The following is a 26,654-nucleotide window of genomic DNA, read 5'->3' as shown; positions in this document are numbered from 1 at the left end:
CTGTGCCGGTGGCCCACCTGGCGGCGCGTGCCGTACTCTTGGACCATGCTTCGAAATCTCTCGACTTTCTTCCTGCGGACCCTGCGCGAGGACCCGGCCGACGCCGAGGTCAATTCCCATAAGCTTCTGGTTCGCGCCGGTTACATCCGCCGCTGTGCCCCCGGCATCTACACGTGGCTTCCTCTCGGCCTGCGCACGCTGCGCAAGATCGAGAACATCGTGCGCGAGGAGATGGACGCGATGGGCGCCCAGGAGGTGCACTTCCCGGGCCTGATTCCCGCTGAGCCTTACAAGGCGACGAACCGCTGGGAGGAGTACGGCCCGACGCTGTTCAAGCTGAACGATCGCAAGGGCGGCGACTACCTGCTGGCCCCCACTCACGAGGAGATGTTCACTCTCCTGGTGAAGGACATGTATTCCTCGTACAAGGACCTGCCCGCGACTCTGTACCAGATTCAGACGAAGTACCGCGACGAGGCGCGTCCGCGCGCCGGCCTGATCCGTGGCCGCGAATTCGTCATGAAGGACGCCTACTCCTTCGACATTGACGACGAGGGCCTGGACGCCTCGTACCAGGCTGAGCGCGACACATACGAGCGCATCTTCCAGCGCCTGGGCCTGCGCTACGTCATCGTCTCCGCGATGAGTGGCGCGATGGGCGGCTCTCGCTCGGAGGAGTTCCTGCACCCCTCGCCGATCGGCGAGGATACGTTCGTGGCGTCCCCGGGCGGCTACGCTGCCAACGCCGAGGCCGTGACGACCCCCGTCCCCGAGGCCGTCGATGCGTCCGGCGTGCCCGCGCCCGTGGAGGTCCCCACGCCCGATGCCCCCACGATCGAGGCGCTCGTCGATCTGCTCAACGATCAGTATCCGCGCGATGATCGTCCCTGGACCGCCGCCGACACGCTGAAGAACGTCGTCGTGACGCTCACCCACCCGGACGGGCAGCGCGAGCTCCTCGTCGTGGGTGTGCCCGGCGACCGCGACGTCGACATGAAGCGCCTCGAGGCCGCCGTGGCTCCCGCCGAGGTCGAGATGGCGTCGGATTCGGACTTCGAGCCGCACCCCGAGCTGGTGCGCGGCTACATCGGCCCCACGGTCCTGGGACCCAACTCGCCGAAGCGTGTCGTGGATGAGGAGGGCAACGCCTCCGGTTCCGTGCGCTACCTGGTCGATCCCCGCGTTGTCGAGGGCACAGCCTGGGTGACGGGCGCGAACGCCGAGCAGCGTCACGTCCTGAACCTGGTCATGGGCCGCGACTTCACCGCCGACGGGACGATCGAGGCCGCCGAGGTGCGCGAGGGCGACCTGGCCCCCGACGGTTCGGGCCCCCTTCATCTGGAGCGTGGCATCGAGATCGGCCACATCTTCCAGCTGGGCCGCAAGTACGCCAAGGCGCTGGGCCTGACCGTCCTCGACGAGAACGGCAAGACCCAGGTCGTGACCATGGGCTCCTACGGTATCGGCGTCACCCGCGTCATGGCGGCCCTGGCCGAGGCCAACTGCGACGACAAGGGACTGAGCTGGCCCGCGCAGATCGCCCCCTTCGACGTGCACGTCCTGGCCACGGGCAAGGGCGACGAGGTCTTCGAGACCGCACAGTCTCTGGGTGAGCAGCTCGACGCGGCCGGCCTGGACGTCCTGGTGGACGACCGCCGGAAGGTCAGCGCGGGCGTGAAGTTCAAGGATTTCGAGCTTGTGGGCGTACCCTTCGGTCTGGTCGTGGGCCGGTCGCTGGCCGACGGCCAGGTCGAGATCCGCGTGCGTGCCACCGGTGAGACGATCGTGGTGCCCGTCGAGGAGGCCGTCGCTCGTCTGCGCGAGGCCCACGCGGCGGCCCTGAAGGGGGAGTGACATGGCTATTCGTCCCATCCGCATCATCGGTGACCCGGTCCTGCGCACCGTGTGCGACCCGATCACGGACATCACCCCGAACGTGAAGGCTCTCGTCGAGGACCTGCTCGAGGGCGTCGACATGGACGGGCGCGCGGGTCTCGCAGCCAACCAGATCGGCGTGAGCCTGCGTGCCTTCTCCTGGAACATCGACGGGGAGATCGGCTACGTGCTCAACCCCCGCATCGTCGCCCTGAGCGAGGACGAGTACCAGGACGGCGACGAGGGATGCCTGTCGGTTCCGGACCTGTGGTACCCAACCGAGCGTGCCTGGTACGCGCGCTGCGAGGGCACGGATCTGGACGGCAAGAAGGTTGTCGTTGAGGGTGAGGAGCTCATGGCCCGCTGCATCCAGCACGAGTGCGACCACCTGGACGGCCACATCTACATCGACCGTCTGGATCGCCCGACTCGCAAGAAGGCGCTGCGCGACATCCGCAACGCTGGCTTCTGAGAGAGACGGCGCCACAGCGTGAGAACGCGCCGAGGAATGGAGTGCATTCCTCGGCGCGTTCCACTATCCTGTAATCACATCGTGCGTGCCGATCAGGCACGGTTCATTGCGACTCGCGGCGACTTAGGACGTAGGGGAAGACGATCCTGACAAAGCCAACAGGAGGAACAATGAGAGGGTCATACACCCGCGGTGTACTTTTCGTGCACTCAACACCGCCAGCTCTGTGCCCGCACATCGAGTGGGCGTTGGGCACCGCGCTCGGCCAGGAGGTCCGCCTCCAGTGGTCGGATCAGGAAGCGGCGCCGGGCATGGTTCGCTGCGAGTTTTCGTGGGTAGGACCGATCGGCTCGGGCGCCCGTTTGGCGTCCGCGCTGCGCGGTTGGGAGCACCTGCGTTACGAGGTGACTGAGGAAGCCACGGCCTCGAGCGACGGGGGACGCTGGTGCCACACCCCGTCCCTGGGTATCTTCCACTCTCAGATGGATTCCGTGGGTAACGTTGTGGTCCCCGAGGATCGTATCCGCGCCGCCATGGAGTCCGCCTCCTCCTATCAGGAGCTGCTCGAGGGGCTTGACTTGGCCCTCGGTCAGGCCTGGGATGACGAGCTCGAATCGTTCCGTCACGCCGGCGCCGGCGCGCCCGTGCGCTGGTTGAACAACCGGGTGGGCTGATGGGGTCTATCGCTGACCTGTTGGGTGACCAGCTGCGTGCGGGCTTAGCGCAGCTGGTCGATCCCGACGCCGACGGGGAAGCCCCCGACACGGCCCAGGCCTCGTCGGTCGGCTCGTCGTCGGCGAGCCCCACGGCCGCGGAGCTCGCGCGCGAGGCCGCGATGGAGGCCGTCCTCGATGAGGCGGACCTGGAGCCTGCGCACGCGCGAACGGAGCTGACGCTGCGCTCGGACCTGGACATGGATGACGTATCGCTGTACGCCGTCGTCGCGCGCATCGAACGCGAGGCGAAGGTGGGTTTCAGCGACGCGCAGATCGAGGGGTGGCAGACCCTCGGGGACCTGCTCGACGCGGCCGCCACCGCCGCTTCACAGTCCTGACGCAAGGGGAACGTTAGGGGAGTGTCAACGACGTTCCCAATGTTCGTAAAGTGCCTGAAAATAGGGTGCTTCGGGCCTACGATGGAGGCGGATCGCCGGGGGTTGTCCGGCGCTGACTCGAACGGAAGGAACGACGTTGACCCGCACCGAAGAGGATCTGCTTGGCACGCGTGAAGTACCCGATGACGCGTACTGGGGCATTCACACGCTGCGCGCCATTGAGAACTATCAGATCTCTGGCCGCACCATCAACGAGGCACCCGAGCTGATCCGCGCCTTCGCGCAGGTGAAGAAGGCTTGCGCCATGGCGAACATGCAGCTCAAGGCCATGAAGCCCGTGAAGGCTGAGGCCATCATTTCCGCCTGCGACGAGATCATTGAAAACGGGCGCTGCATGGACCAGTTCCCCGTCGATCAGTTCCAGGGAGGTGCCGGAACCTCCGTGAATATGAACGCGAACGAGGTTATCGCGAACCTGGCGCTGGAAATCCTGGGGGAGGAGAAGGGAAACTACGACGTCATCAACCCCAACGATCACGTCAACCGTTCCCAGTCGACGAACGACGCCTACCCGACGGCCTTCCGCATCGCTCTGTGGCGCAAGGTGAATCGCCTGCGCAAGGCTATCGACGAGCTGGCCGACTCCTTCGACGAGAAGGGCGCGGAGTTCCGACACATCCTGACGATGGGGCGCACGCAGCTCCAGGACGCCGTCCCCATGTCGCTGGGCAGCGAGTTCTCCGCATTCGCGCACACGCTGCGCGAGGAGGACGAGCGCCTGGTGAACAACGCAGAGCTTCTCCTGGAGACGAACCTGGGCGCGACCGCGATCGGAACGGGCCTGAACACCCCGGACGGCTATCAGCAGGTCGTCGTGCGTCACCTGCGGCGCATCACGGGCGCGCGCGTCGTCGGCTCCCCGAACCTGCTGGAGGCGACCTCCGACACGGGTGCCTACGTGTCCATGCACGCCACGATCAAGCGCAGCGCCGTGAAGCTGTCGAAGGTCTGCAACGATCTGCGCCTGCTGGCGTCGGGGCCGCGCGCCGGCCTCAACGAGATTAACCTGCCGAAGATGGCGGCCGGCTCGTCGATCATGCCGGCGAAGGTCAACCCGGTGATCCCCGAGGTCGTCAACCAGGTGTGCTTCAAGGTCATCGGCAACGACCACACCGTCACCATGGCGGCCGAGGCCGGCCAGCTCCAGCTCAACGTCATGGAGCCCGTCATCGCACAGGCGCTCATCGAGTCCATCAACCTGCTCGTGAACGCCTGCGATACCCTGCGCGAACGCTGCGTCTCGGGCATCACCGCGAACGAGGATGTGTGCCGAGGCTACGTGGAGAACTCCATCGGCATCGTCACCTACTTCAACGACGTCATCGGCCACCACCTGGGCGACGTCGTGGGCAAGCGCGCCGCCGCAGAAGGCAAGACTGTCCGCGAAGTCATCCACGAGATGGAGCTCCTCTCCGAGGCCGAGGTGGAGCGTATCCTGTCTCCCGAAAACCTCGCGCACCCGAAGTACGCGGGCACCGAGGAGGAGTGAGCTCGATCCTTGCCGCCTGAGCGAATGGCGCAGGCCGGGGTTCCCGCGTGGGGCCCCGGCCTGGTCGCTTGCCGGTGCCGCTAGGGGAGCAGGGACTCCTTGAAGGAACGAACGAAGGTGCCGAAGCGCTCCACGCGGTCCGAGAAGTAGCGGTAGATGCGCCTGCGCGCGTCACCCACGTACTCGACGGTGTGCAGCTCCTCGTAGCGGAAACGGCCGTGCTCGTCGACGAGGGAGGAGTCGACCAGGCGCCCTGTGATCTCGCAGCGGAAGTGCGTGTAAGTGCCGTCGTCCGTGGCCTCGAGGACCCGGCACAGGAGGCTCATCTGCGAATCGTCGAGGATCGGGATGCCGTCGTGGTCGCTTGATGGAACGTGCGCGTCGGCGAGCTTGTTCCCACCCGAGACGGTGCCCGCGTACTCGAACAGGCCCATGGCCTCGGCCCCGAAGAGATTGAGCGAGCAGACTCCGAAGCGCTTGATCGATCGGCATGCGTGGTGGAATCGCAGCCGATCATCACCATCTGTCCCAGCGAGTACGAGGAGGACCCCGTCGTGATGCCGACGCCGACGGCGTCGTCCGGGTAGGCCAGTATGTAGACGGGAAAGCCGTAGTAGAACTTTTCTGTTTCGTAGGGAACGTGCATGTTCCCATTGTGCACCGGTCGCGGCGCGTGGGCAGCCGCTGTTCCATCGGCGTGAAGGATGAGGCCGGGGACCCGCGTGGGGCCCCCGGCCTCGTCAGTTGTCGTTAGGCACCGCGGTGGAGGAGCGGGCGCCTAACGGCGCTCACTCCTCGCCGGCGTGATCCGAGCCTGCGATGGAGTAGTTGAACAGGTCGTACTTCGCGATCGCCTGGCCGACGACCGACGGGTCGATCTGCCCCTTGTCGGCCAGGGCGGCCAGCGTGCGCACGACCATCGACTCGGCGTCGATGTGGTACCAGCGGCGAGCGGCGCGCCGCGTGTCGGAGAAGCCGAAGCCGTCCGCGCCGAGCACGTGGTAGTCGCCGGGCACCCACTGGCGGATCTGGTCGGGCAGCATACGGTCGAAGTCCGAGGAGGCGACGAAGGGGCCCTCGCGACCCTCGAGCTTGACGGACACGTAAGGCGTGCGGCGCGGCTCGTCGGGGTGCAGGAAGTTGTGCTCCTCGGCGTCCAGGCCGTCGCGGCGCAGCTCGTTCCACGAGGTCACGGACCACACGGCGGCGTCCACGCCCCAGTCTCGGGCCAGCAGCTCGCGGGCCTCGCGCGCCCACGGCACGCCGACGCCAGAGGCGAGCAGCTGAGCCTTGGGGCCGCCGAAGTTCTGGTGCTCATCGAGGTTGTAGATGCCCTTGATGATGCCTTCGACGTCCACGTTCTCCGGCTCGGCCGGCTGGTGGATGGGCTCGTTGTAGACGGTGATGTAGTACATGACGTTCGGGTCGCGACCGCCCGCGTCGCCGTACATGCGCTCCAGGCCGTCCGCCATGATGTGGCGGATCTCGTAGGCGTAGGCCGGGTCGTAGGACACGAACGCGTGGTTGGTCGCGGCCAAAACCTGAGAGTGACCGTCCATGTGCTGCAGGCCCTCGCCCGCGAGCGTCGTGCGGCCGGCGGTCGCGCCGATGACGAAGCCCTTGGTCAGCTGGTCGCCCGCCGCCCAGAACTGGTCGCCCGTGCGCTGGAAGCCGAACATCGAGTAGAAGATGTAGATCGGTACCATCGGCAGGTCGTGCGTCGCGTATGCCGTGCCGACGACCTGGAAGGCGGCCGAGGAGCCGGCCTCGGTGATACCCGTGTGCAGGATGCGGCCCTGCTCGGACTCGCGGTAGGACAGCATCATGTCCGCGTCGACGGGCGTGTAGGACTGGCCGGTCGTGTTGAAGATCTTCGCCGACGGGAAGATCGCGTCCAGGCCGAAGGTGCGGGCCTCGTCGGGGATGATCGGAACGAAGTACTTGCCGACCTCCTTGTCCTTGAGGAGGTCCTTGATGAGGCGCACGAGGGCCATGGTCGTGGCGACCTCGAGCTTGCCGGAGCCCTTGGACAGCGCCTCGAAGGGGCGCGTGGGCAGGGTGGGGAGCTTGGGCGCACGGTCGGCGCGGCGCTCGGGCACCCAACCGCCGAGGATTTCGCGGCGCTCCTTCATGTACTGCAGGGCCGGGTGGTCGGCCGGCGGCATGTAGTACGGGGGCTTGTAGGGGTCGCGTTCGAGTTCTTCGTCCGTGATCGGGATCTGGAGGCGGTCGCGAAGCTGCTTGGCGTCCTCGAGCGTCAGCTTCTTCATCTGGTGTGTCGAGTTACGGCCGGCGAAGTGCGTGCCGAGGGCGTAGCCCTTGATGGTGTGGGCGAGGACGACGGTCGGCTGGCCGGTGTGGTCCATGGCGGCCTTGTAGGCGGCGTAGACCTTGCGGTAGTCGTGGCCGCCGCGCTTGAGTTCCCACAGCTGGTCGTCGGTCCAGTTCTTGACCATTTCCTTGGTGCGCGGGTCGCGGCCGAAGAAGTGCTCGCGCACGTAGGCGCCGTCGTTCGCGCGGAACGTCTGGTAGTCGCCGTCCAGGGTTTCGTTCATGACGTGGACGAGGGCGTCGTCCTTGTCGGCGGCGAGGAGCTGGTCCCAGCCTCGTCCCCAGATGACCTTGATAACGTTCCAGCCGGCGCCCTTGAAGAAGGCTTCGAGTTCCTGGATGATCTTGCCGTTGCCGCGCACCGGGCCGTCGAGGCGCTGGAGGTTGCAGTTGATGACGAAGGTCAGGTTGTCGAGGCGCTGCTGGGCGGCGAGCTGGAGCATGCCGCGGGATTCGGGCTCATCCATTTCGCCGTCGCCGATGAAGGCCCAGGTGTGCTGCTGGGAGGTGTCCTTGATGCCGTTCATGTGCAGGTAGCGGTCGAACCACGCCTGGTAGATGGCTTCGGCGGGGCCTAGGCCGAGCGAGACCGTGGGGAACTCCCAGAAGTGGTCGAGCTGGCGCGGGTGCGGGTAGGAGGGCAGGCCGTGAGCGGTGGAGACCTGCTGGCGGAAGCCGTCCATCTCCTCTTCGGAGAGGCGTCCTTCGAGGAAGGCGCGGGCGTAGGGGCCGGGGGAGGCGTGGCCCTGGAAGAAGACGTGGTCGCCGCCGCCGGGGTGGTCCTTGCCGCGGAAGAAGTGGTTGAGGCCGACCTCGTAGAGGGTGGCGACGGAGGCGTAGGACGAGATGTGTCCGCCGACCTTGACGCCGGGGCGCTGGGCGCGCGTCACCTGGACGGCGGCGTTCCAGCGGATCCAACGGCGGTATTCGCGCTCCATGGCTTCGTCGCCGGGGAAGTACGGCTCCTGGTCAACGGGGATGGTGTTGACGTAGGGGGTTGTGTATTCCTGGGGGAGCTGAACGCCATTGCGGCGCGCTTCGCTGAGCATGTGCAGCAGGATGTAGCGCGCGCGGGGGCCGCCCTTTTCGTTGATGAGTCCGGTCAGGGACTCGACCCATTCGGCGGTTTCCTGGGGGTCGTTGTCGGGGACCTGAGGGATCAGCCCGTTGACGACGACGGGGCGTGACTCGTGGAGTTGGCTCACGGTGTACCTTCTCGCTTGACTCGGAGCTGCGACGTGCAGCGTTCGTGGGCGGTGTCTTCGGTCGACATCGCACATATCGGGACCATTGTCCCACTAATGGTGTGGCTTTGCGAGTGTTTGGGTGCGCGCGAGCCTATGAGGTGCGTATCACCGCGCCTCGTGATGCCGCGGAAAAGTAAAGCTGCTGGTCACGGGGGCGTTGCTTGGAAGGGGTGTTTCGATTGGTGTTATCCCTTGCATTCGACCTGCTTTCATGCCCTAGGATGAAGGCGTGAACGTTGATATGACACTGAGCGCCAGCTCGTCGATGGGTGGTGCTGCGTGATGGCAGTGAGCCTGGGTTTTGCGTCCGATGCGATCGTGCAGGAGTTTTACGTCGATGACGACGTGGATCAGGGTGTGCGCGACGCGATTGAAGGGGAGACGGGTCAGCCGCTCGTTGACGTCGATTACGCGGACGTCGTGGACGGCGCGATCGTCTGGTGGCGCGCGGATGACGCCGAGGAGGAGGATCTCGCGGACGTGCTCGTGGATGCGATGTCGAACTTGGATGACGGCGGCCTGATCTGGGTGCTGATCCCTAAGCCGGGGCGCCCGAATTCTGTGAGGGTTGGCGACGTGGAGGAGGCCGCGGAGATCGCGGGCCTGCACGCGACGACGTCGACGGCGCTGGGGGCGAACTGGGCGGGCGTGCGCCTGACCGCGCGTCCGCGTTCGCGCCGATAGTTTCATCGACGAGGCCGGGGCTCCTCTGCGCTGCCGTGCGCTGTGACGCTCGGCCTCGGATGTGACCGCGGACGCCGATTCTGGTAGATTGGCGCCTGCGTGGGGCCTTTAGCTCAGTTGGCTAGAGCGTCTGGTTTACACCCAGAAGGTCATCGGTTCGAGCCCGGTAGGGCCCACAAAACGCCGGGGGCCGGAAGCAAAAGCTTCCGGCCCCAACGCGTATTTGCTCGCGCTATTCGGCGGGTGTCTCCTTCTCCTGTCCGGACTCTTCCTTGGCTGTCTCAAGATGTTCGCGGACTGTTACTGTCAGAGCGTGCTCACTCCCCAAAGTGATCACACACGTCTCAAGTAACTCCTTCAAATGATTTATGCATTCCCCAGTTCGGTTGCTTTCCAAGTATGCGTTTGCAAGAGCGAAACGCGATGATAATGTATTAATGTGTTTCGATCCGTAAATACGTCGATAGTCTCTATATAGATTGTCGAAATATTGTATTGCCAGCTCGAAGTAACCTATATCTAGAACTAGGTTTGCGAGATGCTGGTAATTCTCGAGAGTGTCAAGGTGGTCCGGTCCTAGACTGTCAGTGCAGTCGTTGTAAAGCTTACGAAGGTGACGCAAAGCTTCTTTGAAGTTACCGGCTTCGTGATAGGCGGATGCAAGATTGCGACGAGCTCGTTGGGTGCGCATACTAGTTATGCCGCTAGAATGTTGAAGCTCGTCAACAATGACTTGAAAGTGATGAATGGCAGTGTCGTAGTGCTTCGCCCTGAGGTGTGCTTCCGCAAGATTATATCGCGCATGCTGAGTGTCGTCATTATTTGAATGGCGTTTCCTTAAGATGTCCTCAAATTCGGATATGGCACTGTCAATATCGGACATATCGAGGTACGCATTAGCCAAATCGTTTTGGAGCTCGAGAGTAAAATAATGTGTTGGCCCGTTGGTTTGTGCACTAGCGTCAAGTGCCTCTGTTAACAAAGTGATAATCTCGTTATTACGCCCTGCTACTTTGTATGTATGTGCGAGGTTGTTGATTACTTCATGAGTTAAAAAATGATTCAAGCCGAGTGCTATCTGGCAGTCACGTAACAATGTGCTGAAGTGCCGGATTGCGTCATCAATGTATCCAGCTGAGTGATATGTGAAAGCAAGTCTGCAGCGCGCGTTCAGAGTGTCGACATCATCTGGGCCCAACGCTTGAGTGAGGTTATCGGCAAGTATTCGATAGTGATTCAGAGCATTGTCGATTAAGTCGGAACGTGAATGCGCATCTGCGAGGTGCTGTTGCGTGGTGAGCGTCTCGATATGTGTGGAGCCGAGCGACTTCAAGTCATTATTCAGGGCATCTTCATAAAGCTCTATGATTCTCTCGTGGTGACCAGCCTGGAAATATGCGTCTGCCAAGTTGCTACGCGTATTTCTTGTTTCAATATGATTGGCACCTAGGGTCTGAATGCAATGATCAAGAGTCTCTGAATATAGGCGAATTGCTTCAATGATGTATCCATTGTCGTAATATGCTTCAGCGAGATTGTTGCGCGCGCATAATACGGTTAGATTGTCAATTCCTAACAGGTTTTGTATAATTCCAAGAGCGTGTGTGAGTGTTATTGTATGGTGTGCAGTATGTCGATCATATGCAAAGGCTAGTAGCTCGAACAGAGCGCTCTGTAGCTCATCGTGCCTAAAGAGGGAATGGGAGTGAGGCTGCTGGCTCATAGCCGAGAGTTGCGAAGTAATCGCTATTGCCCTATCTCTGTGTGTGGTGATGGTATCGGCGCCTGAAGAGTCTTTATAATGCTGGATAAGGAAGTTGACGCAAGTTAATTCAGCTATGGCGCGTTCGTTAGGTGTTAAGTGTGTGCGTAGTGCTAGTGCTTGGAGTCGATGAATGAAAGCAACTTCGCCATCGGCTGATTCGGATATTATCGAAAAGTCAAAAAGGAGTGAGTAGGCTTTTCTAGAGTGAAAGTTACTAAACTTTAACCATTTACTTGGTATGCCAGATTCTGCAAGGAAGCATAGGATTGTGAGTATTTTCTTGGCTTCAATTTGTATCGTAACATCGCTCAAGCGATCTAAGGTTGTTGTGACGGCAAAGTGTAGTGCCGTTATGGTTCCTGTGCTGTATTCAGTTCCTTCAATGGCTTCAAGGAGTCGGTCGACGTTGTGTAACTGTATATCGTTGAAGTAGTCTTCAAGGTTTTGATAGTAGTGGGCGCACGTTGTTCCTGCCTGTGCTATCGCTAATGGCAAGTCACCCAAGTAATTTGCAATGTTATTTGCCGCTTCTCGATTCGCGTCTTTCGTAATGTCCTGAAGTAGTTTGATTGAATCGTTGCGTGTAAAGTCTTCGATTATATATTCATTCCAGTTGTCCTGGTGCCGCCAGCCGTTCCTATTTCTAGTCGTTGCGAGTATGTGTATGCCTGGTCCGCTTGGAAGTAGGCTGGATAAGTCGTCGATGTTTTGAATATTGTCGAAGATAAAGATGCAGTTGGTGTAAGATCTTGTCCGCAGTACTGACAATACCTGATTGACTCTAACAGTTCTGTCTTCGAAGAGTCCTGTCATCACGTTGAGTACCGATTCTCCAAATGCTATCATATCGTTCGTAATTGTGTTGTAAGATGAGGCGTTAATCCATGCGACTAGTGACCATCCATCGGATTCACATCTGTCTGCTATCGCGGCGGCAAGGCGCGTCTTTCCACTTCCTGCATGTCCGATTAATACGTTGAAGCTTGGGAAGTTTATCGTACTCGGATTCAAAATACGATCCTGTAGTGTTTGGCCATCAATTTCAGGGTATCGTTCGATCCAGTGTCTCAGCGGTCGTGGGCGGCTGCCCCAAACATTATTGTTAAGTTTCTTTGGACAACTTTTAGTGCTCGTGTCTATGTGAGCTGTGCGCAATGATTCAATATCGTTGTGGAGTTGTTCATGTTGTTTACTGTGAGCTTCTGCTGTCGATGCAATGATGCTTTTGATATTTCTTACTTCTATGATAATTTCGTACAGCTGTTCGAGCGCGGCCTTAAGTGCAGCCATGTTGTAGCGTGGAGAATTTGGGGCCAAAACTAGGTATTCGTCGGCAATGCAGCGTAGGAGGTTGTCGAGGTAGTGCTCCTCTTCTGGTTTGAAGTTCACTCGTACCTGTTTCGATTTTTCCAGAACGTAGGCGTGGAATGTTTCGGGCTTTGTGATTGCCTCACATAATGCATCCTCGTCATCGAGGAGCTTTCTTATGGTTTCATTGGCCGCGGTCTCAAGGCTGCCAATGAATAGATCAATACTCTTCAAATCAAGGCCGGATACAACAAGGCCATCTTCGATAATTTCGAACTCGTTCTTGATCGTGCTTCTGAGCGCTCCGCTCATCTGCGCTTCTGCACTCCCGAACGTTTCGTCTTTGAGACTGCATGCGAGCTGGTAGAGCTCTTGCCCACCTTCTATTGCGTCAGCGACGAAGCCGAAGCCGGCTACTTTCACAAGAGACTTGACAATGCTTGTGGAGATGTTGACTGCTGCCCTCAATGTGCTCATGCGCACAGTCTACATACGTGCAGGAGCAGATGTTGCCTGATAGAAGATGGCATGACAATGGGGCCGGAAGCTCTTGCTTCCGGCCCCACACCATGCCTGTCTGCCTGTTTGTCAGCGCGCGCTTGCTGTGCCCGAACGCGCGCCAGAATCGACCCTCAGAGCGTGAGGTGCTCAGGCCTCGTGAATGCGCTCCTCGACGACGTCCTCGCCGGCGACGAGCTTGCCGGAGGCACCCGCCCCCAGCTGCTCCATGGCCAGGCGGCCCACCATCTGCTGGTTCGTCGTCGTGCGCTGCGAACGCGCACCCGACAGGAAACTGAAGAACCAATTCACCAGCGTGCCCACCTGCGACTTGAAGCCGACGATGTACAGCAGGTGCAGGAAGCACCAGGCCACCCACGCGGTGAAGCCCGTCATCTTCGTGTTACCCATCTTCACGACCGCCTTGAAGCGCGCGATCGTCGCCATCGACCCCTTGTCGAAGTAGGAGAACTCCGTCGCCCTCGGCTTACGGCCCGCCAGGCGCGCGGCGATGGTATCGGCGGCGAAGCGCGCCGACTGGATCGCGCCCTGCGCGACGCCGGGCACGCCCGGGAACGCCATCATGTCGCCCAACACGAAAATTTCGGGGTGCCCCGGCAGGGTGAGGTCCTTGTTGACGGTCACGCGGCCCGCGCGGTCCACCTCGGCGCCCGTCGCCTCGCCCAGGGCCCGGCCCAGCGGGCTCGCGGACACGCCCGCAGCCCACACCTTGCACACGGACTCGATCCGCTCCTCTTCGCCGGACTTGTACTTCAGCGTCACGCCCTCGGCGTCCACGTCGGTCACGAATGCGTTCATCTTCATCTCGACGCCCAGCTTGGCCAGCGCCTCCTCGGTCTTATGCCCGAGCTGCTCGCCAAACGGGGGGAGTGGGTGCTCGGCGCCGTCCACCAGGATGACGCGAGCCTTCGTCGGATCGATGTTGCGGAACTCGCCCTTCAGCGTGTGAGAGGCGAGCTCGCGGATCTGTCCCGCCATCTCCACGCCCGTCGGGCCCGCGCCCACAACGACGAAGGTGAGGAGCTTGCCCATCAGAGCAGGATCGGTCTCGATCTCCGCCAACTCAAACGCGCCGAAAATACGCGCGCGCAGCTCGAGTGCGTCATCGATCGTCTTCATGCCCGGCGCGAACACCGCGAAGTGGTCATTGCCGAAGTAGGACTGGCCCGCGCCCGCCGCCACGATCAGCGTGTCGTACTCGGTGTGCTCATACTTGTTGTGGTTGCGCCACTTCACGACGCGAGCCTCAACGTCGATCTCCTCGACGAGCGCCTGCAGGACGGTCACGTTCTTCTGCTTGCGCAGGATCTCGCGCGTCGTGGGGGCGATGTCGCCCTCGGAGAGGATGCCGGTGGCCACCTGGTAGAGCAGGGGCTGGAACAGGTGGTGCGACGTGCGGGCCAGGATAGTGATGTCGGCGTCGGCCTTCTTCAGCCGACGAGCAGCCGTCAGGCCAGCGAAACCGGAGCCGATGATGACGATGCGATGACGGGGCATAAGACTCTCCTTTGATTAAGCAAGGCTAATCTTACCTAAATGCGGTGCGCATAAATTGTGAAGTCTCGCGCACTCGTCTCTAGCGTTCCGACGCCGAGAACAGCTCCACCGCCCCGAGCGGATCAGGCTTGCCCGTCGCCGTCGTCGGCAGCTCGTCCACGACCACGATCCGCCGCACCTTCTCCCACGGCGCCAAGGCCTCGCGCAGGGCCTCCGACAGCGCGTCGGCGCTCATCGACGAGGCCAGGGCGCGGCCCTTGGGAGAAGGTACGATGAGCGCGGCGACGATCTGCCCCCAGCGCTCGTCCGGCAACCCCACGACGAGGGCATCGGACACCGTATCCAGCGACCGCAGAGCGCGCTCGATGCTCGGGGGAGCCACCAGCTCACCGGCCGTGTTGATCATGCGGTGGGCGCGTCCCACCATGTGCAGCCAACCGTTCGCGTCCCTCGTCGCCAAATCGCCGGTGCGTAGCCACTCCTCGCCGGTGACGACGCCGGGTCCGCGCACCCAGATCTCGCCCATCTCGCCGACGCCCGCCTCGCGCTCGGGAGAGGCCATGACAACCAGGTCCACGTAGGGAAAAGGGACACCGAGCGACCCGGCGGGCGCGCCGCACTGCGGCGTCGCAACCGTTCCAGCCCCCGACGTCTCCGTCATGCCCCACACGTGGATGGGAGACAGGCCCACGCGACGCATCGCCTCCGCCAGATCCGCCGTCATCGCGTCCCCGCCGATCAGCGGGCGCACCCACGAGGACAGATCGCCGCCGCCGGCCTCGTACTCCTCGACGAGGGCGCGCACGATCGCGGGCACGGCGAACATCATGGTGATCCCGTAGCGTGCGATCGCGTCCAGCACGCCGCGCGCATCAAAGGAACCCGGGAAACCCAGCGTCACCAGCGTCCCGCCGTGCGTCCACACGTCCATGGATGTTCCGTTGAAGCCTCCGATGTGGCTGGCGGGCGCGCACACGCCCACGACCGACGAGGTCGGCGCGTAGTCGAAGCCCTCGCGGAAATTCGTCGACCCCCACCACATGACCTCGTGGGTGAGCTCGACGGGACGCGGCGTCCCCGTCGACCCGGAGGTGAACAAGATGGCCGCCAGCTCGGTGCCGCAGCGCGCGGGCGCGGTGCTCATCGGCGCCGCGCGAGCCACCCAAGCGGCCAGGTCGCCAAACGACGCCCGGTGCACACCCGCGGAGGCCAGGGCGAGCGCAGTGGGGGAGGAGGCCTCGTCGTGGAACACCCACGAGACGCCTCCCTGCGCGCACATCGACGCGAGCGCGGAGTCGGGCATGCGCGGGGAGAGCGGAACCGTCACCGCGCGCAGCCACGAGGCCGCCACGAACGCGATGTAGTGCCACGGCGAGTTCACCCCGACGACGCCGATGCGCGTGCCCTCACCGATGCCCGCTTCCGCGAAGGCACGAGCCAGGCGAGCGACCGTATCGGCGGCCTCGCGCACGCTCCACTCCTGGCCCGTCACCGCATCCACGAGGGAGAGCCGCTCGGGGTGGCGGCGCGCGGCGGCCAGGAGAGCCCGCGCGGGCGAATAATCGGGGATCACGAGGCCGAGGCGGCCTTCGCGGCTGCCATGGCCGCGTGACGCTCCGAGCGCTCCTTCAGGCGAGCCAGCACCGAGCCGGCCTCCTGGAGCGTCGAACCGGAGTTCTCGATGTGGCGCAGCTGCTCGGGGATCTCAAAGCCGCGAGCACGCATACCCTTGGCCCACAGCAGGCCCGCGCGGTAGGAGGAACGCACGAGGGGGCCGGCCATGACACCGGCGAAGCCCATCTCCTCGGCCTCGGCCGCCAGCTCGACGAACTCCTCCGGGTGCACCCAGCGGTCGATCGGGTGGTGCAGGGGAGAGGGACGCAGGTACTGCGTGAGCGTCAGCAGATCGCAGCCCGACTCATGCAGATCGCGCATGGCGGCGCTGACTTCCTCGCGCGTCTCGCCCATGCCGAGGATCAGATTCGACTTGGTGACCATGCCGCCGTCGTGGGCGCGCTTGATCATCGCGAGCGAACGATCGTAGTTGAAGGCGGGACGAATCTTCTTGAAGATGCGTGGCACCGTCTCCAGGTTGTGCGCGAACACCTGCGGGCCGGCCTCGATCACCATGTCGATCGACTCGGCCTGTCCGCGGAAGTCGTCCACGAGGAGCTCCACGCCCGTGCCCGGGTTGAGCTCGTGGATGAGACGGCACGTCTGCGCATACAGCCACGCGGCACCGTCGGGCAGATCGTCTCGGGTCACGCCCGTGATCGTCACGTAGCGTAGGTCCAGGTCACGCACCGACTCGGCGATGCGGCGAGGCTCGTCCTTGTCGTACTCCGTGGGACGCCCCGTCGCGATGTCACAGAAATCGCAGCGGCGCGTGCACAGGGCGCCGCCGAGGAGGAACGTCGCCTCGCGGTCCTGCCAGCACTCGTAGATGTTGGGGCACCCCGCCTCGGCGCATACCGTGTGCAGGCCCTTCGCGTGGGAAAGCGAACGCATGTCCTGGTAGTTCTCGCCGGCTTTCGCCGTCGTGCGAATCCACTCAGGCTTCTTCTCGATCGGCGTTTGCGAGTTACGCACCTCGATGCGCAGGAGCTTGCGTCCTTCGGGATCAGGCAGGGTGCTCATAGGGGGGACCTCGTCGTGTAGGAAACGGAAGCGGGCTGGGTGGCCAGGCACGGGGAGATGTGCTCCACCATGCGCGGGATGAGCTGCGTCGCGGCCTCGGCAACGGTCGTGTGAACGCCCTCCCACGACAGGGAAGTCACGTCGGCGTCGGTCAGGCCGCAGGGGATGATGCCCTCGAAGGCGTGGGCAGGGTCGATATCGACGTTCAGGGCGACGCCGTGCAGGGTTGCCCCGCGCGCGACCTTCAGGCCGATCGCGCAGATCTTGCGGTCGCGGCGCCCCTCCTCGGTCAGCCACACGCCCGCGCGTCCCTCGACGCGGTGCACCGGCAGTCCCCACGCCTCGCGCACGGTGTCAATGACCGAGGCCTCAACCGCGCGGATCCACTGCACGAGATCGACGGGCTCGCGCAGCCGAACGACGGGGTAGACGACGACCTGCCCGGGACCGTGCCACGTCGCCGAACCGGCGCGATCCGTCCGAATGATCGGGACGGTCGTGGAGGGGATATCCTCGGGCTTCGTGTGGCGCCCCGCCGTCCACGTGGGCGTGAACTGGGAAACGATGAGCGTGTCCTCGCCGCCGGCGAGGACCTCCTCGTGCAGGGAGCGCTGGAGCGCGTCAACCTGCGAATAATCGACCAACCCCCGGTCGAGTAAGCTCAAAATCTGCACGGATGTGATCATAGTCGCGGGCAGGGTCCCTTGCTTGTTGGGGGTCCGGTATGCTTGTCGCATGCGATTGTCCTCTCATTCTTCCGAACCCGACGCTCCCGACTCAGCCCAGGCCTCGTGGCGCGTCCGCGACCTCATGTCCCTCATGGAGTCCTGGTACCCGCAGGCCACCGCGCAGCCCTGGGACCGCGTCGGCCTCATCGTCGGCGACCCCGACGCCCCGGTGCGCTCACTCCTCCTCGCCCTCGACCCCACCGCCGCCATTGCCGAGCAGGCCGTCGCCGGACCCCACGGGGACGGACAGCCCTACGACATGGTGATCACGCACCACCCGCTACTCCTTCGCGGCGCCTCCTTCCTGCCGGTCACCGACCCCAAGGGAGCGGTCGTGACACGGCTCATCCGGGCCGGCATCTCCCTGTTTAACGCGCACACGAACGCCGACGTCGCCTGCGAGGGCGTGGCCACGGCGCTCGCCGACCTGATCGGCCTACGCGACACGGTGCCGCTCGAACCCTGCGGCGTTGACGCCGAGGGACACGAGATCGGACTGGGCCGCGTCGGAACGGTCGACGAGACGACGCTCGGTGCCTTCGCCGACCACGTCGCCTCCGCGCTCCCCGCCGGTCCTACGGGTCTCCTCGTCGGAGGGGACGAGGCCATGGCGGTGCGTCGGGTCGCCGTCCTGGGTGGCGCGGGGGACAGCGCACTGGACGCAGCGCGCGCAGCCGGCGTCGACGTGTACCTGACAGCAGACCTGCGCCATCACCCGGCCTTAGAGCACCTCGAGGGTGGTTCCCCCGCGCTGCTGTGCGGCTCCCACTGGGCCACAGAGTCGCCGTGGCTGCCCGTGCTCGCCCGGCGCATCGAAGCGGCGGCAGCGGCCGCCGATGTGGAACTTCGCGTCGAAGTCTCTACGATTGTCACCGAGCCATGGACCAGCCACCGAGTCACCCAGGGAGGACTAGCGTGAAAGCGACGCACACCGACCAGCTCGAGCTTCTCGAGCTTCAGAAGCTTGACCAGAAGGAATCGGCGCTGCGCCACAAGCGCGACTCTCACCCCGCCCACGCCACCGTGCGCGAGTTCGCGGGCCGCGTCGCAGACCTGCAGCGCGCCGCGATCAGCCAGAACGCCATCATCGCCGATGTGAGCCGCGACATCACCCGCATCGAAGACGAGATCGGCAAGGTGAGCGAGCGCCGCAAGCGCCAGCAGGGGCGCATCGATAACAACCAGGTGCCCCTGCGCGACATCTCCGCTATGGAGCACGAGATCGCGCAGATGGACCGGCGCCTGTCCAAGCTCGAAGACGACCAGGTCGAGGCCGAAGAACGCCTCGAAGCCGCGCGCGCCGCGCAGGACAAGATGAAGGCCGAAGCCCAGGCGATCACCGCCGACATCGAGCACCTCAAGGCCGAGTTTGAGGCCGACGTCGCCGAGTCCGACGAGGACCTGCGCCGCGTCATCGCCGCCCGCCGCGCTCTGGCCGATCGCCTCCCGCACTCCCTCCTCGAGGAATACGAGGACGCGCGCCGCCGCAACGGCGCCCTGGCCGTCATCGAGGTGCGCGACGGCTACGGCATCGGCGTGGCCGCCGACCTGAGCCCGATGGAGCTCGAACGCATTCGCCTGACCCCCGCCGACGAGCTGTACCTGACCGAGGACACCTCCCAGATTGTCGTGCGCACGGCGGCGAACACGCCCCGCTGAGGCTCAGGCCCGAACCGCGTAGACGTCCGCCAGGTAGAAGCCCTGCCTGCTCGCCGTGACCGTCACCCGCACCCGGGTGGCGGTCACGGGCTTGTCCATGGTGATGATGCGCCGGTAGCCCACGCACTGGACGCGAGCGATCTCCCGCTCGTCGTCACCTTCCACGCACGAGGCCACCACGGCCTCGTCGATGCGCTGCCCGCAGGCGATGTCCTCCTCCAGGACGAGGGCGCCGACCGATTGCGGCGAACCAAAACGCAGCGTCACCGTGTTCGACGAATCCTCGCGGGCGGCGTCGATGCGGCGCGAACGGAAGTCAGCGATCTTCTCCCCGAGTTGCGCCAGAACCCGCACGTCGGCGTCGGCCAGGCGGCCGTGGCGGTTGGGCGGGACGTTGAGCAGGAAGGTCGCGTTACCGCCCACCGACCCCTTCCAAATGGCGAACAGCTCGTCGGCGCTGCGCACCTGGGAGTCTTCGACGTCGTGGTGGAACCAGCCCTTGCGCGTCGAGGTGTTGACCTCCGCGGGGTACCACGCCAGGGGGCCGGAGTAACCTGCCAGGGCCTCGCGTGAGCCCAGGTCTTCGTCGCCGGAGGCCACCTGCCGGGAAAACTCGCCGTCGTCTGCCTTCTGGGACTTCTCCGCGGTGCGCTCGGCCTCGCGCAGGGACGCGGGCACGACGCTCCACTCGTTGGTCCGAACGGATCCCGCCTCATTGCCGCACCAGCGCACGTCGGGGCCGCACACCGAGATGACGGCTTCGGGGGCCAGCGCACGCACGGTGTCGTAGATGCGCTGCCAGTCGTAGGTCTGAACCTTACCGTTGGGGCCCTCCCCGCACGCGCCGTCCAGCCACACAGAAAACACGGGGCCGTAATGGGTGAGCAGCTCGATGAGCTGGTTGATGTAGAAGTCGTTGTAGGCCTCGCCCTGCCCATAGGTCGGCTCCGTCATGTCCCAGGGGGACAGGTAGACACCGAACTTCAGGCCGTGGCGCGCGGCCGCATCCGACACCTCGCGCACCAGATCGCCTGTGCCGCCCTTCCAGGGGGAAGAGGCCACGGAGTGAGCCGTGTACGCCGACGGCCACAGGCAGAACCCGTCGTGGTGCTTGCATGTCAGGATCACGCCGGTCATACCGGCGCTGACGAGAGCGCGCATCCACTGCTCCACGTCCACGTCAGCGGGGTTGAAGAGGGCCGGATCCTCATGGCCCTCGCCCCATTCACGATCCGTCATCGTGTTCATCCCAAAGTGAATGAACGCGTACATCTCCATCTTCTGCCACTGGAGCTGACGGTGAGTGGGCCGAATATTGGCCAGGTAGTCCTCGTTGATCATCGCGACGTTTTCTCCGCTTCGTGGCCGCGCCGGGCCAAGCCTGCGCCCTGCAGGTTCCTGACAAAGGATAGCCCAGCGGCTAATTGGTCACCAGCGTGAGCGCTCGCCTCGCGCCGCCCTGTTTCGTGCCCATCTCGGGCCCGAACTCGACGTCGATGACGCGATGCTCGGCCCCGCGAGCGTCGTGCAACGTCACCGCGTGCGCAGCGTCCGTCAGCGCCTGCTCACACTCGGCCGTCTCGCCCGCGGCGTATCCTCCCGACGCCAGAAGCGTGCCCGTCATCGCGCCGCGCCAGCGCTTGGCATCGTGGGAAATCACCGAGCGCGTACCGTCGGCCTCGCGCACGACGCGCAGCTCCCACACGCGCGCCCACGGCGCCTTGCAGGCCGCCCGGTAGGGGCCCGAGCGGGCATCAATGACGACCTGTCCTGATGCATCCTCGTGCAGGGCCTCGTCCAGGCGCGGCGCCCACCACGTGGACAGGACGCCGAAACCGGGCAGGGACACGCCCATGGCCAGGCGGTGATCGGGAATGAGATCGGCGGGGGAGAGGACACCGAAGAGCCCTGAGAACACCGACACGGACGTCGCGCCCGAGCACTGCCAGGCACCCGGTGCCACGGCCTCGATGGCCTCAAAGAGGACGCCCGTGAACAGCGACGAGGCCGGGGCGCAGGGCGCGGTGTCAAGACCCTCGTTGACGGACAGGTCGATGCGCGCCCCAACCTTGAGCGTGGCCGCCGCCTGCGGGCCCGAGCCCAGGGCGACCAGCGCGTCCGCGACCCGGCGACGATCCGCGTTCAGCGAAGGGCGCGAGAGGGCGTCCAGGGACAGACAAGGCCCGGATTCGGGCGCGTTCTTCCCCTCCGATGGGGGCAACCAGATCAGCATGACGACACCCTATCGCGCCGAAGCCGCCAGGCGCGCTAGAATCGGTGCGGATCTGCCGGCCGGGCGGCCGCGCGCGGAAACGCTCGAGGAACGTCCGGGCTCCACAGGGCAGGGTGATGGCTAACAGCCACCCGGGGTAACCCGCGGGACAGTGCCACAGAAAAGAAACCACCTCCACTGATCGTGGCGGTAAGGGTGAAAAGGTGAGGTAAGAGCTCACCAGCGGCGCGGGCGACCGCGTCGGCTAGGTAAACCCCACCCGGAGCAAGACCGAGCAGCAGGCAGGGCGGCCCGCCTCATGCCTGCGGGTAGGTTGCTGGAGGCCGTCGGCAACGACGGTCCTAGATAGATGGTCGCCACCGCGAGACCGGTAACGGTCCGCGGGCACAGAACCCGGCGTATAGGCCGACAGATCCACGGAAGGACCCCGACGTGCGTCGGGGTCCTTCCGTTGTTTCGGGAGCCGAGTGCCCGCCGCGGGGCGGCGCTTAGGCGCTATGCTGCGCCGCGTAGTAGGCGGCGCCGACGATGCCAGCGGTGTTGAGTAGCTTCGCGGGGATCATGGGGGTCTTCAGCGTGAGCAGGGGCATGAACTTCTCGTGGTTCTCCGAGACACCCCCACCCACGACGAACAGGTCGGGGTTGAGCAGGAACTCCACGTGGCTGTAGTAGCGCTGGAGGCGCTGCGCCCACTGCTCCCAATTCAGGCCCTGGAGTGTCTTTTGGCCCGAAGACGCGTTCTTCTCCGCGTCGGTGCCGTCGATCTCTAGGTGGCCCAGCTCTGTGTTGGTCAGCAGTGTGCCGTTGACGATGATGGCCGAGCCAATGCCCGTGCCCTGCGTCGTAAACACGATGACCCCGTCGCGGCCCTTTGCCGCTCCGTAGGCGACCTCGGCGATGCCCGCGGCGTCCGCGTCGTTGAGGGCGACGACGGTGCGGCCCAGGAAACGCTCCATCAGAGCATCCACATTGACGTTAACCCACGACTGATCGAGGTTCGCCATGTAGGGGATGACGCCGTCGAAGACGGGGGCGGGGAAGGTGACGCCAATCGGCACGCCGACCTTCACGTCGAGCTGGTCGATGACCTCGCGGCAGACCTGCGCCACGGCTTCGGGGGTTGCCGGGGTGGGGGTGGGAATACGAACCTGATCGCCGATGTACTCGCCGGTCTCAAGATCCACCAGCGCGCCCTTCACGCCGGATCCGCCGATGTCGATGCCGCAAGCGACCTGAACCATGACCCCTCCTCGGGTAACGTGTGTCCTGTTGTGTGCGCGGGCTCCTGGCGCCCAACGTATTTGAATTGTAACGGAGGCCACCGCGATAAACACAATTCGTTTGCAAAACGAACGCGACCCGCCTCATATCGTGAGAAAACGAGGCGGGCCGCGTTCGTTTCGGTGATCAGGGAAGGGTCAGGATCTCGGCCCCGTCCTCGGTCACGACAATCGTGTGCTCGAACTGCGCGGTGCGCGAGCGGTCGGCGGTCGCGATCGTCCAATCGTCGTCCCAGCGCTCCCACTCGACGGTGCCCAGCGTCAGCATGGGCTCGATCGTGAAGACCATCCCGACCTCCATGACCGTGTCGTAGGAGGGGGCCGCGTCGTAATGGGGGACGATGAGGCCGGAGTGGAAGGCCTCGCCGACGCCGTGGCCCGTGAAATCGCGCACGACCCCGTAGTCGAATCGCTTCGCGTATGCCTCGATGACGCGCCCGATCACGTTGATTTCGCGGCCCGGACCCACGGCCTTGATGCCGCGCATCATCGCGTTCTTCGTTCGTTCGATGAGCAGGTGGGACTCCTCGTCGACCGTGCCGACCTCGAACATGGCGCAGGTGTCGCCGTGGACGCCGTCCTTGTAGGCCGTGATGTCGATGTTGATGATGTCGCCGTCTTGAAGCGGGCGGTCGTCGGGGATGCCGTGGCAGATGACCTCGTTGATCGAGGAACAGAGGGACTTGGGGAAGCCCATGTAGCCTAGACACGACGGGTAGGCGTCGTGCGCGAGCAGGTACTCGTGGCCGATACGGTCTAGCTCGTCGGTGGTCACGCCCGGCGCGATAGCGGCGCCCACGGCCTCGATGGCACCGGCGGCGATGCGCCCGGCCTCGCGGATCTTCGCGATCGTCTCGGGGCTCTTGACGTCCGAGGTCGTGACGCGCTCGGGGCCGTCGTGGAACATGTATTCGGGGCGCGCGATGTGCTCAGGCACGGCGCGCCGGGCCGAGACGCGTCCGGGCTTCAGCGTGCCCAGGGGCGCGCGGCGTGCCAGCGGTGATGCTTCCATGGTTCTTCCTCCTGCAAACGGGTGGCGTCAGTCGTTTTTGTAGTTGTCGGGGCCGGGGAAGGAGCGCTCGCGCACCGCCTCCACGTAGTCGGACGCGGCCTCGCGCAGAGCCTGACCAAGCTGGCCGAACTGTCGCACGAAAGAGGGCGTCCAGTCGGAGTATCCGGCCATGTCGGACCACACGAGCACCTGTCCGTCGGTGTTCGGACCCGCGCCAATGCCGATGGTGGGGATACTCAGGGTTTGGGTGAGCTCCGTCGCGATGGAAGCGGGCACCATCTCGAAGACGACGGCGAAGGCTCCGGCCTTTTCGACGGCTTCGGCGTCCGCGCGCAGCTGATCGGCACCAGCGCCTCGTCCCTGCATGCGCGGTCCGCCCAGCGTGTTTTCGGACTGGGGCGTGTATCCCAGGTGCGCGCACACGGGGATGCCGGCGGCCGTGAGTGCGGCGATGATGTGAGCGCGGCTCTGCCCGCCCTCAAGCTTGACGGCGTGGGCGCCGGCCTTCATGAGCGTGCTCGCCGAGGCGAAGGCGTGCTCCGCGGTGTCCTCGTAGGTGCCGAAAGGCAGATCGGCGACGATCATCGCCCGAGAGGTTGAGCGAGCGACGGCGGCTGTGGCGCGCTCCATGTCCTCCAGGGTGACGGGCAGCGTCGAGCCGTGCCCCAAGATCACGTTCCCCAGCGAATCGCCCACGAGGAGTATGTCGATCCCGGCGGCCTCCAGGATGGGCGCGGTCAGGGCGTCGTAGGCGGTGAGCATGGTCAGGGGGATGCCCTCGGCCTTGGCGCGCGCGATGTGCTGGACGCGCACGCGCTTGGCGTTGAAGAGGGTGGGGGTTGGCGACGAGGCCGGGGCCGCGCCTTCAGGGTGCGTGATGTGAGACATGGGGGTCCTGTCTGGAGACAACGGGTGCGCTCACGCGCATTCACGCCTTCCAGGGTAGCGCGGCGGCGGACCCGGTGAGCTGTGAGGATGCGCGACCGGGTAGGATGGGGGACAGTGCGCGTGATGCGCGCAGTAATGACCCCAGTAGGAAAGAAGAAGGAAGCAGGACATGGCTGGCAATGCCCCTGACCTTGATCCTCTTGACGAGGCCGCCGTCGACGCAGTGCGCGCCCAGGGCCTCGTCGATATTGAAGAAGCAGATTCGCTGGACGCCCTCAAGGCCGTTCGCGCCGCTCTTCTTGGCGATCAAGCCCCGCTCGTGACCGCGAACCGCACGATCGGTTCGCTGGAGCCCTCGAAGCGCGGTCTGGCCGGAAAGAACCTCGGACAGGCGCGCAAGGCGCTGACCGAGGCGCTCGATGCCCGCAAGGAGGTCCTCGCCGCCGAGCACGAGGCACGCATGCTGGTCGAGGAGTCCGTGGACGTCACGGTCCCCACGCGCCGCCGCCCCGCCGGTGCCCGCCACCCCCTGGAGACGCTCATGGAAGAGGTCGCTGACTTCTTCGTGGCCATGGGTTGGGACATCGCCGAGGGCCCCGAGATCGAGCACGAGTGGTTCAATTTCGACTCACTCAACTTCGACATCGATCACCCCGCCCGCCAGATGCAGGACACCCTCTACATTGACGGCCGCAGCGTGGGCGGCGAGAAGGAGGAGGACGGCCACCTGGTGATGCGCACGCACACCTCGCCCGTGCAGTCCCACTCGATGCTCGCGCGCGGTGTGCCGCTGTACGTGGCGTGCCCGGGTAAGGTCTTCCGTTCCGACGCGCTGGATGCGACGCACACGCCGGTCTTCCACCAGGTCGAGGGCCTCGCGGTTGACAAGGGACTGACGATGGCGCACCTCAAGGGCGTTCTCGATCACTTTGCCAAGGCCATGTTCGGCCCCGAGGCGAAGACCCGCCTGCGCCCCTCCTACTTCCCCTTCACCGAGCCCAGCGCCGAGATGGACCTGTGGTTCCCCCAGAAGAAGGGCGGCCCCGGCTGGATCGAGTGGGGCGGTTGCGGAATGGTCAACCCCAACGTCCTGCGCGCCAACGGCATCGATCCCGAGGTCTACTCGGGCTTCGCGTTCGGCATGGGCATTGAGCGCACGCTGATGCTGCGTCACGGCATCGCTGACATGCATGACATCGTCGAGGGAGACGTTCGCTTCTCCCAGCAGTTCGGCGTCAATGGAAGGGGAAACTGACATGCCTATGGTTCCGCTGAGCTGGCTGGCCGACCACGTCGACGTTCCTGAGGGGACGGACGCCGAGGCCCTGGCCGCCGCCCTGGTCAAGGTCGGCCTCGAGGAAGAAGAAATCCATCCCGCCCGCGTCATCGGCCCCCTCGTCGTGGGCCGCGTCCTGACGCGCGTGGAGGAGACCGCTTCGAACGGCAAGACCGTCAACTACTGCCGCGTGGACGTGGGCGAGTACAACGACGCCCCCGGCACGGGCAAGGAGCCTTCGGAGCTGCCCAGCCGCGGCATCATCTGCGGCGCGCACAACTTCGACGTTGACGACCTGGTGGTTGTCTCGCTGCCGGGAGCCGTGCTGCCGGGCGACTTCCAGATCGCCGCACGCAAGACCTACGGTCACGTCTCCGACGGCATGATCTGCTCCGCGCGCGAGCTGGGTCTGGGCGAGGATCACAGCGGCATCATCGTCCTGCCGCAGTACTTCCCGGATCGTGAGATCCCCGCGGTCGGCACGGACATCGTGTCCTGGCTGGGGCTGGGGGAGGAGGTCCTGGAGATCAACGTGACCCCGGACCGCGGCTACTGCTTCTCGATGCGCGGCATCGCGCGCGAGTACTCCCACTCGACCGGCGCCGCTTTCCGCGACCCGGGCCTGCCCGGCGTCGTGGCC

21 protein-coding genes, 1 tRNA gene, 1 other RNA gene and 1 pseudogene are annotated in these 26,654 nt (G+C 64.5%); 12 read left to right on the top strand and 12 right to left on the bottom strand.

Features of this window, described 5'->3' with window-relative positions:
- The first annotated feature begins 45 nt into the window (after window positions 1–45).
- From HMPREF1138_RS00485 to aspA, 5 genes are all read left to right on the top strand, one after another.
- The gene (locus tag HMPREF1138_RS00485) at window positions 46–1,854 is read left to right on the top strand and encodes a proline--tRNA ligase (RefSeq protein ID WP_009055190.1); all 1,809 of its coding nucleotides are present in this window, start codon (window positions 46–48) and stop codon (window positions 1,852–1,854) included.
- A gap of 1 nt (window position 1,855) precedes the next feature.
- Complete coding sequence (def, locus tag HMPREF1138_RS00480; RefSeq protein WP_009055186.1) at window positions 1,856–2,347, top strand: peptide deformylase; 492 nt, start codon at window positions 1,856–1,858, stop codon at window positions 2,345–2,347.
- A 170-nt stretch (window positions 2,348–2,517) separates the two neighbouring features.
- Window positions 2,518–3,021: a DUF3145 domain-containing protein gene (locus HMPREF1138_RS00475; protein WP_021611768.1), complete on the top strand. Its 504-nt coding sequence runs from the start codon at window positions 2,518–2,520 to the stop codon at window positions 3,019–3,021.
- Window positions 3,021–3,401 carry a phosphopantetheine-binding protein gene (locus tag HMPREF1138_RS00470; RefSeq protein ID WP_009055230.1) on the top strand — a complete coding sequence of 127 codons (381 nt, stop codon included), beginning with the start codon at window positions 3,021–3,023 and terminating at the stop codon, window positions 3,399–3,401. The genes HMPREF1138_RS00475 and HMPREF1138_RS00470 overlap by 1 nt, the downstream gene beginning before the upstream one ends.
- A gap of 136 nt (window positions 3,402–3,537) precedes the next feature.
- Entirely contained in the window at window positions 3,538–4,950 is a 1,413-nt protein-coding gene (gene aspA, locus HMPREF1138_RS00465; RefSeq protein ID WP_009055207.1) for an aspartate ammonia-lyase, read from the top strand.
- Between the two features lie 80 nt (window positions 4,951–5,030).
- Here the strand turns inward: aspA and HMPREF1138_RS11430 are convergent, their stop codons facing one another.
- Both HMPREF1138_RS11430 and aceE read right to left on the bottom strand, forming a co-directional pair.
- Entirely contained in the window at window positions 5,031–5,432 is a 402-nt protein-coding gene (locus tag HMPREF1138_RS11430) for a flavin reductase (protein WP_337459472.1), read from the bottom strand.
- 306 nt (window positions 5,433–5,738) lie between these two features.
- A complete protein-coding gene (gene aceE, locus HMPREF1138_RS00455; RefSeq protein ID WP_009055197.1) occupies window positions 5,739–8,486 on the bottom strand; it encodes a pyruvate dehydrogenase (acetyl-transferring), homodimeric type in 2,748 nt (915 codons plus the stop codon).
- Between the two features lie 324 nt (window positions 8,487–8,810).
- Here aceE and HMPREF1138_RS00450 point away from each other — a divergent pair, with 324 nt between their 5' ends.
- Window positions 8,811–9,212: a DUF3052 domain-containing protein gene (locus tag HMPREF1138_RS00450; RefSeq protein ID WP_039936275.1), complete on the top strand. Its 402-nt coding sequence runs from the start codon at window positions 8,811–8,813 to the stop codon at window positions 9,210–9,212.
- Between the two features lie 102 nt (window positions 9,213–9,314).
- A tRNA-Val gene (locus HMPREF1138_RS00445) sits at window positions 9,315–9,388 on the top strand.
- Between the two features lie 56 nt (window positions 9,389–9,444).
- On the opposite strand, the gene HMPREF1138_RS10540 is transcribed toward HMPREF1138_RS00445, so the two are convergent.
- The 5 genes from HMPREF1138_RS10540 to lipB form a co-directional block, all read right to left on the bottom strand.
- Complete coding sequence (locus HMPREF1138_RS10540; protein WP_009055223.1) at window positions 9,445–12,762, bottom strand: tetratricopeptide repeat protein; 3,318 nt, start codon at window positions 12,760–12,762, stop codon at window positions 9,445–9,447.
- A gap of 171 nt (window positions 12,763–12,933) precedes the next feature.
- Complete coding sequence (locus HMPREF1138_RS00440; RefSeq protein WP_009055208.1) at window positions 12,934–14,301, bottom strand: NAD(P)/FAD-dependent oxidoreductase; 1,368 nt, start codon at window positions 14,299–14,301, stop codon at window positions 12,934–12,936.
- A 79-nt stretch (window positions 14,302–14,380) separates the two neighbouring features.
- A complete protein-coding gene (locus HMPREF1138_RS00435) occupies window positions 14,381–15,874 on the bottom strand; it encodes a class I adenylate-forming enzyme family protein (protein WP_009055205.1) in 1,494 nt (497 codons plus the stop codon).
- On the bottom strand, window positions 15,871–16,938 hold the full coding sequence (lipA, locus tag HMPREF1138_RS00430) for a lipoyl synthase (protein ID WP_009055228.1): 1,068 nt from the start codon (window positions 16,936–16,938) through the stop codon (window positions 15,871–15,873). Before lipA ends, HMPREF1138_RS00435 begins: the two co-directional genes overlap by 4 nt.
- Window positions 16,935–17,612 (bottom strand): lipoyl(octanoyl) transferase LipB, encoded by a 678-nt coding sequence (gene lipB / locus HMPREF1138_RS00425; protein WP_009055176.1) that lies wholly within the window; start codon window positions 17,610–17,612, stop codon window positions 16,935–16,937. The genes lipA and lipB overlap by 4 nt, the downstream gene beginning before the upstream one ends.
- A 61-nt stretch (window positions 17,613–17,673) precedes the next feature.
- Here lipB and HMPREF1138_RS00420 point away from each other — a divergent pair, with 61 nt between their 5' ends.
- The gene (locus tag HMPREF1138_RS00420; RefSeq protein WP_009055193.1) at window positions 17,674–18,585 is read left to right on the top strand and encodes a Nif3-like dinuclear metal center hexameric protein; all 912 of its coding nucleotides are present in this window, start codon (window positions 17,674–17,676) and stop codon (window positions 18,583–18,585) included.
- On the top strand, window positions 18,582–19,325 hold the full coding sequence (locus HMPREF1138_RS00415; protein WP_009055181.1) for a zinc ribbon domain-containing protein: 744 nt from the start codon (window positions 18,582–18,584) through the stop codon (window positions 19,323–19,325). The genes HMPREF1138_RS00420 and HMPREF1138_RS00415 overlap by 4 nt, the downstream gene beginning before the upstream one ends.
- Window positions 19,326–19,328: 3 nt before the next feature.
- Here the strand turns inward: HMPREF1138_RS00415 and HMPREF1138_RS00410 are convergent, their stop codons facing one another.
- Together HMPREF1138_RS00410 and HMPREF1138_RS00405 are read right to left on the bottom strand one after the other, a co-directional pair.
- Window positions 19,329–20,666: an alpha-L-fucosidase gene (locus HMPREF1138_RS00410; protein ID WP_009055210.1), complete on the bottom strand. Its 1,338-nt coding sequence runs from the start codon at window positions 20,664–20,666 to the stop codon at window positions 19,329–19,331.
- 79 nt (window positions 20,667–20,745) lie between these two features.
- Window positions 20,746–21,558, bottom strand: a complete 813-nt coding sequence (locus HMPREF1138_RS00405) for a YaaA family protein (RefSeq protein ID WP_009055217.1) — start codon at window positions 21,556–21,558, stop codon at window positions 20,746–20,748.
- 51 nt (window positions 21,559–21,609) lie between these two features.
- Here HMPREF1138_RS00405 and rnpB point away from each other — a divergent pair.
- Window positions 21,610–21,975: RNase P RNA component class A (rnpB, locus tag HMPREF1138_RS10440), an RNA gene on the top strand.
- A gap of 71 nt (window positions 21,976–22,046) precedes the next feature.
- On the opposite strand, the gene ppgK is transcribed toward rnpB, so the two are convergent.
- The 3 genes from ppgK to panB form a co-directional block, all read right to left on the bottom strand.
- Window positions 22,047–22,799, bottom strand: a complete 753-nt coding sequence (gene ppgK, locus HMPREF1138_RS00400; RefSeq protein WP_009055180.1) for a polyphosphate--glucose phosphotransferase — start codon at window positions 22,797–22,799, stop codon at window positions 22,047–22,049.
- Between the two features lie 166 nt (window positions 22,800–22,965).
- Complete coding sequence (gene map, locus HMPREF1138_RS00395; protein WP_009055232.1) at window positions 22,966–23,850, bottom strand: type I methionyl aminopeptidase; 885 nt, start codon at window positions 23,848–23,850, stop codon at window positions 22,966–22,968.
- 27 nt (window positions 23,851–23,877) lie between these two features.
- Window positions 23,878–24,738 (bottom strand): 3-methyl-2-oxobutanoate hydroxymethyltransferase, encoded by an 861-nt coding sequence (panB, locus tag HMPREF1138_RS00390; protein ID WP_009055191.1) that lies wholly within the window; start codon window positions 24,736–24,738, stop codon window positions 23,878–23,880.
- Window positions 24,739–24,907: 169 nt separating this feature from the next.
- On the opposite strand from panB, the gene pheS reads away from it, so the two are divergent.
- Both pheS and HMPREF1138_RS00380 read left to right on the top strand, forming a co-directional pair.
- Window positions 24,908–25,993, top strand: coding sequence for a phenylalanine--tRNA ligase subunit alpha (gene pheS / locus HMPREF1138_RS00385; protein WP_009055187.1), 1,086 nt, complete (start codon window positions 24,908–24,910; stop codon window positions 25,991–25,993).
- 1 nt (window position 25,994) lies between these two features.
- Window positions 25,995–26,654, top strand: a pseudogene (locus HMPREF1138_RS00380) (phenylalanine--tRNA ligase subunit beta); the annotation flags it as partial.

Origin of the sequence: Actinomyces sp. ICM58 (assembly GCF_000283035.1) — a bacterium.
Lineage (GTDB): Bacteria > Actinomycetota > Actinomycetes > Actinomycetales > Actinomycetaceae > Pauljensenia.
Note: the sequence above shows the minus strand (reverse complement) of the source record. Positions and strands in the feature narration are given on the sequence as shown.

What these genes read in the sequence shown, in the direction of transcription:
- HMPREF1138_RS00485 (WP_009055190.1), top strand. Translation starts at nt 46, where the DNA reads ATGCTTCGAAATCTCTCGACTTTCTTCCTGCGGACCCTGCGCGAGGAC.
- def (WP_009055186.1), top strand. Translation starts at nt 1,856, where the DNA reads ATGGCTATTCGTCCCATCCGCATCATCGGTGACCCGGTCCTGCGCACC.
- HMPREF1138_RS00475 (WP_021611768.1), top strand. Translation starts at nt 2,518, where the DNA reads ATGAGAGGGTCATACACCCGCGGTGTACTTTTCGTGCACTCAACACCG.
- HMPREF1138_RS00470 (WP_009055230.1), top strand. Translation starts at nt 3,021, where the DNA reads ATGGGGTCTATCGCTGACCTGTTGGGTGACCAGCTGCGTGCGGGCTTA.
- HMPREF1138_RS00450 (WP_039936275.1), top strand. Translation starts at nt 8,811, where the DNA reads ATGGCAGTGAGCCTGGGTTTTGCGTCCGATGCGATCGTGCAGGAGTTT.
- HMPREF1138_RS10540 (WP_009055223.1), bottom strand. Translation starts at nt 12,762, where the DNA reads ATGAGCACATTGAGGGCAGCAGTCAACATCTCCACAAGCATTGTCAAG.
- HMPREF1138_RS00440 (WP_009055208.1), bottom strand. Translation starts at nt 14,301, where the DNA reads ATGCCCCGTCATCGCATCGTCATCATCGGCTCCGGTTTCGCTGGCCTG.
- lipA (WP_009055228.1), bottom strand. Translation starts at nt 16,938, where the DNA reads ATGAGCACCCTGCCTGATCCCGAAGGACGCAAGCTCCTGCGCATCGAG.
- HMPREF1138_RS00420 (WP_009055193.1), top strand. Translation starts at nt 17,674, where the DNA reads ATGCGATTGTCCTCTCATTCTTCCGAACCCGACGCTCCCGACTCAGCC.
- HMPREF1138_RS00410 (WP_009055210.1), bottom strand. Translation starts at nt 20,666, where the DNA reads ATGATCAACGAGGACTACCTGGCCAATATTCGGCCCACTCACCGTCAG.
- HMPREF1138_RS00405 (WP_009055217.1), bottom strand. Translation starts at nt 21,558, where the DNA reads ATGCTGATCTGGTTGCCCCCATCGGAGGGGAAGAACGCGCCCGAATCC.
- ppgK (WP_009055180.1), bottom strand. Translation starts at nt 22,799, where the DNA reads ATGGTTCAGGTCGCTTGCGGCATCGACATCGGCGGATCCGGCGTGAAG.
- map (WP_009055232.1), bottom strand. Translation starts at nt 23,850, where the DNA reads ATGGAAGCATCACCGCTGGCACGCCGCGCGCCCCTGGGCACGCTGAAG.
- panB (WP_009055191.1), bottom strand. Translation starts at nt 24,738, where the DNA reads ATGTCTCACATCACGCACCCTGAAGGCGCGGCCCCGGCCTCGTCGCCA.
- pheS (WP_009055187.1), top strand. Translation starts at nt 24,908, where the DNA reads ATGGCTGGCAATGCCCCTGACCTTGATCCTCTTGACGAGGCCGCCGTC.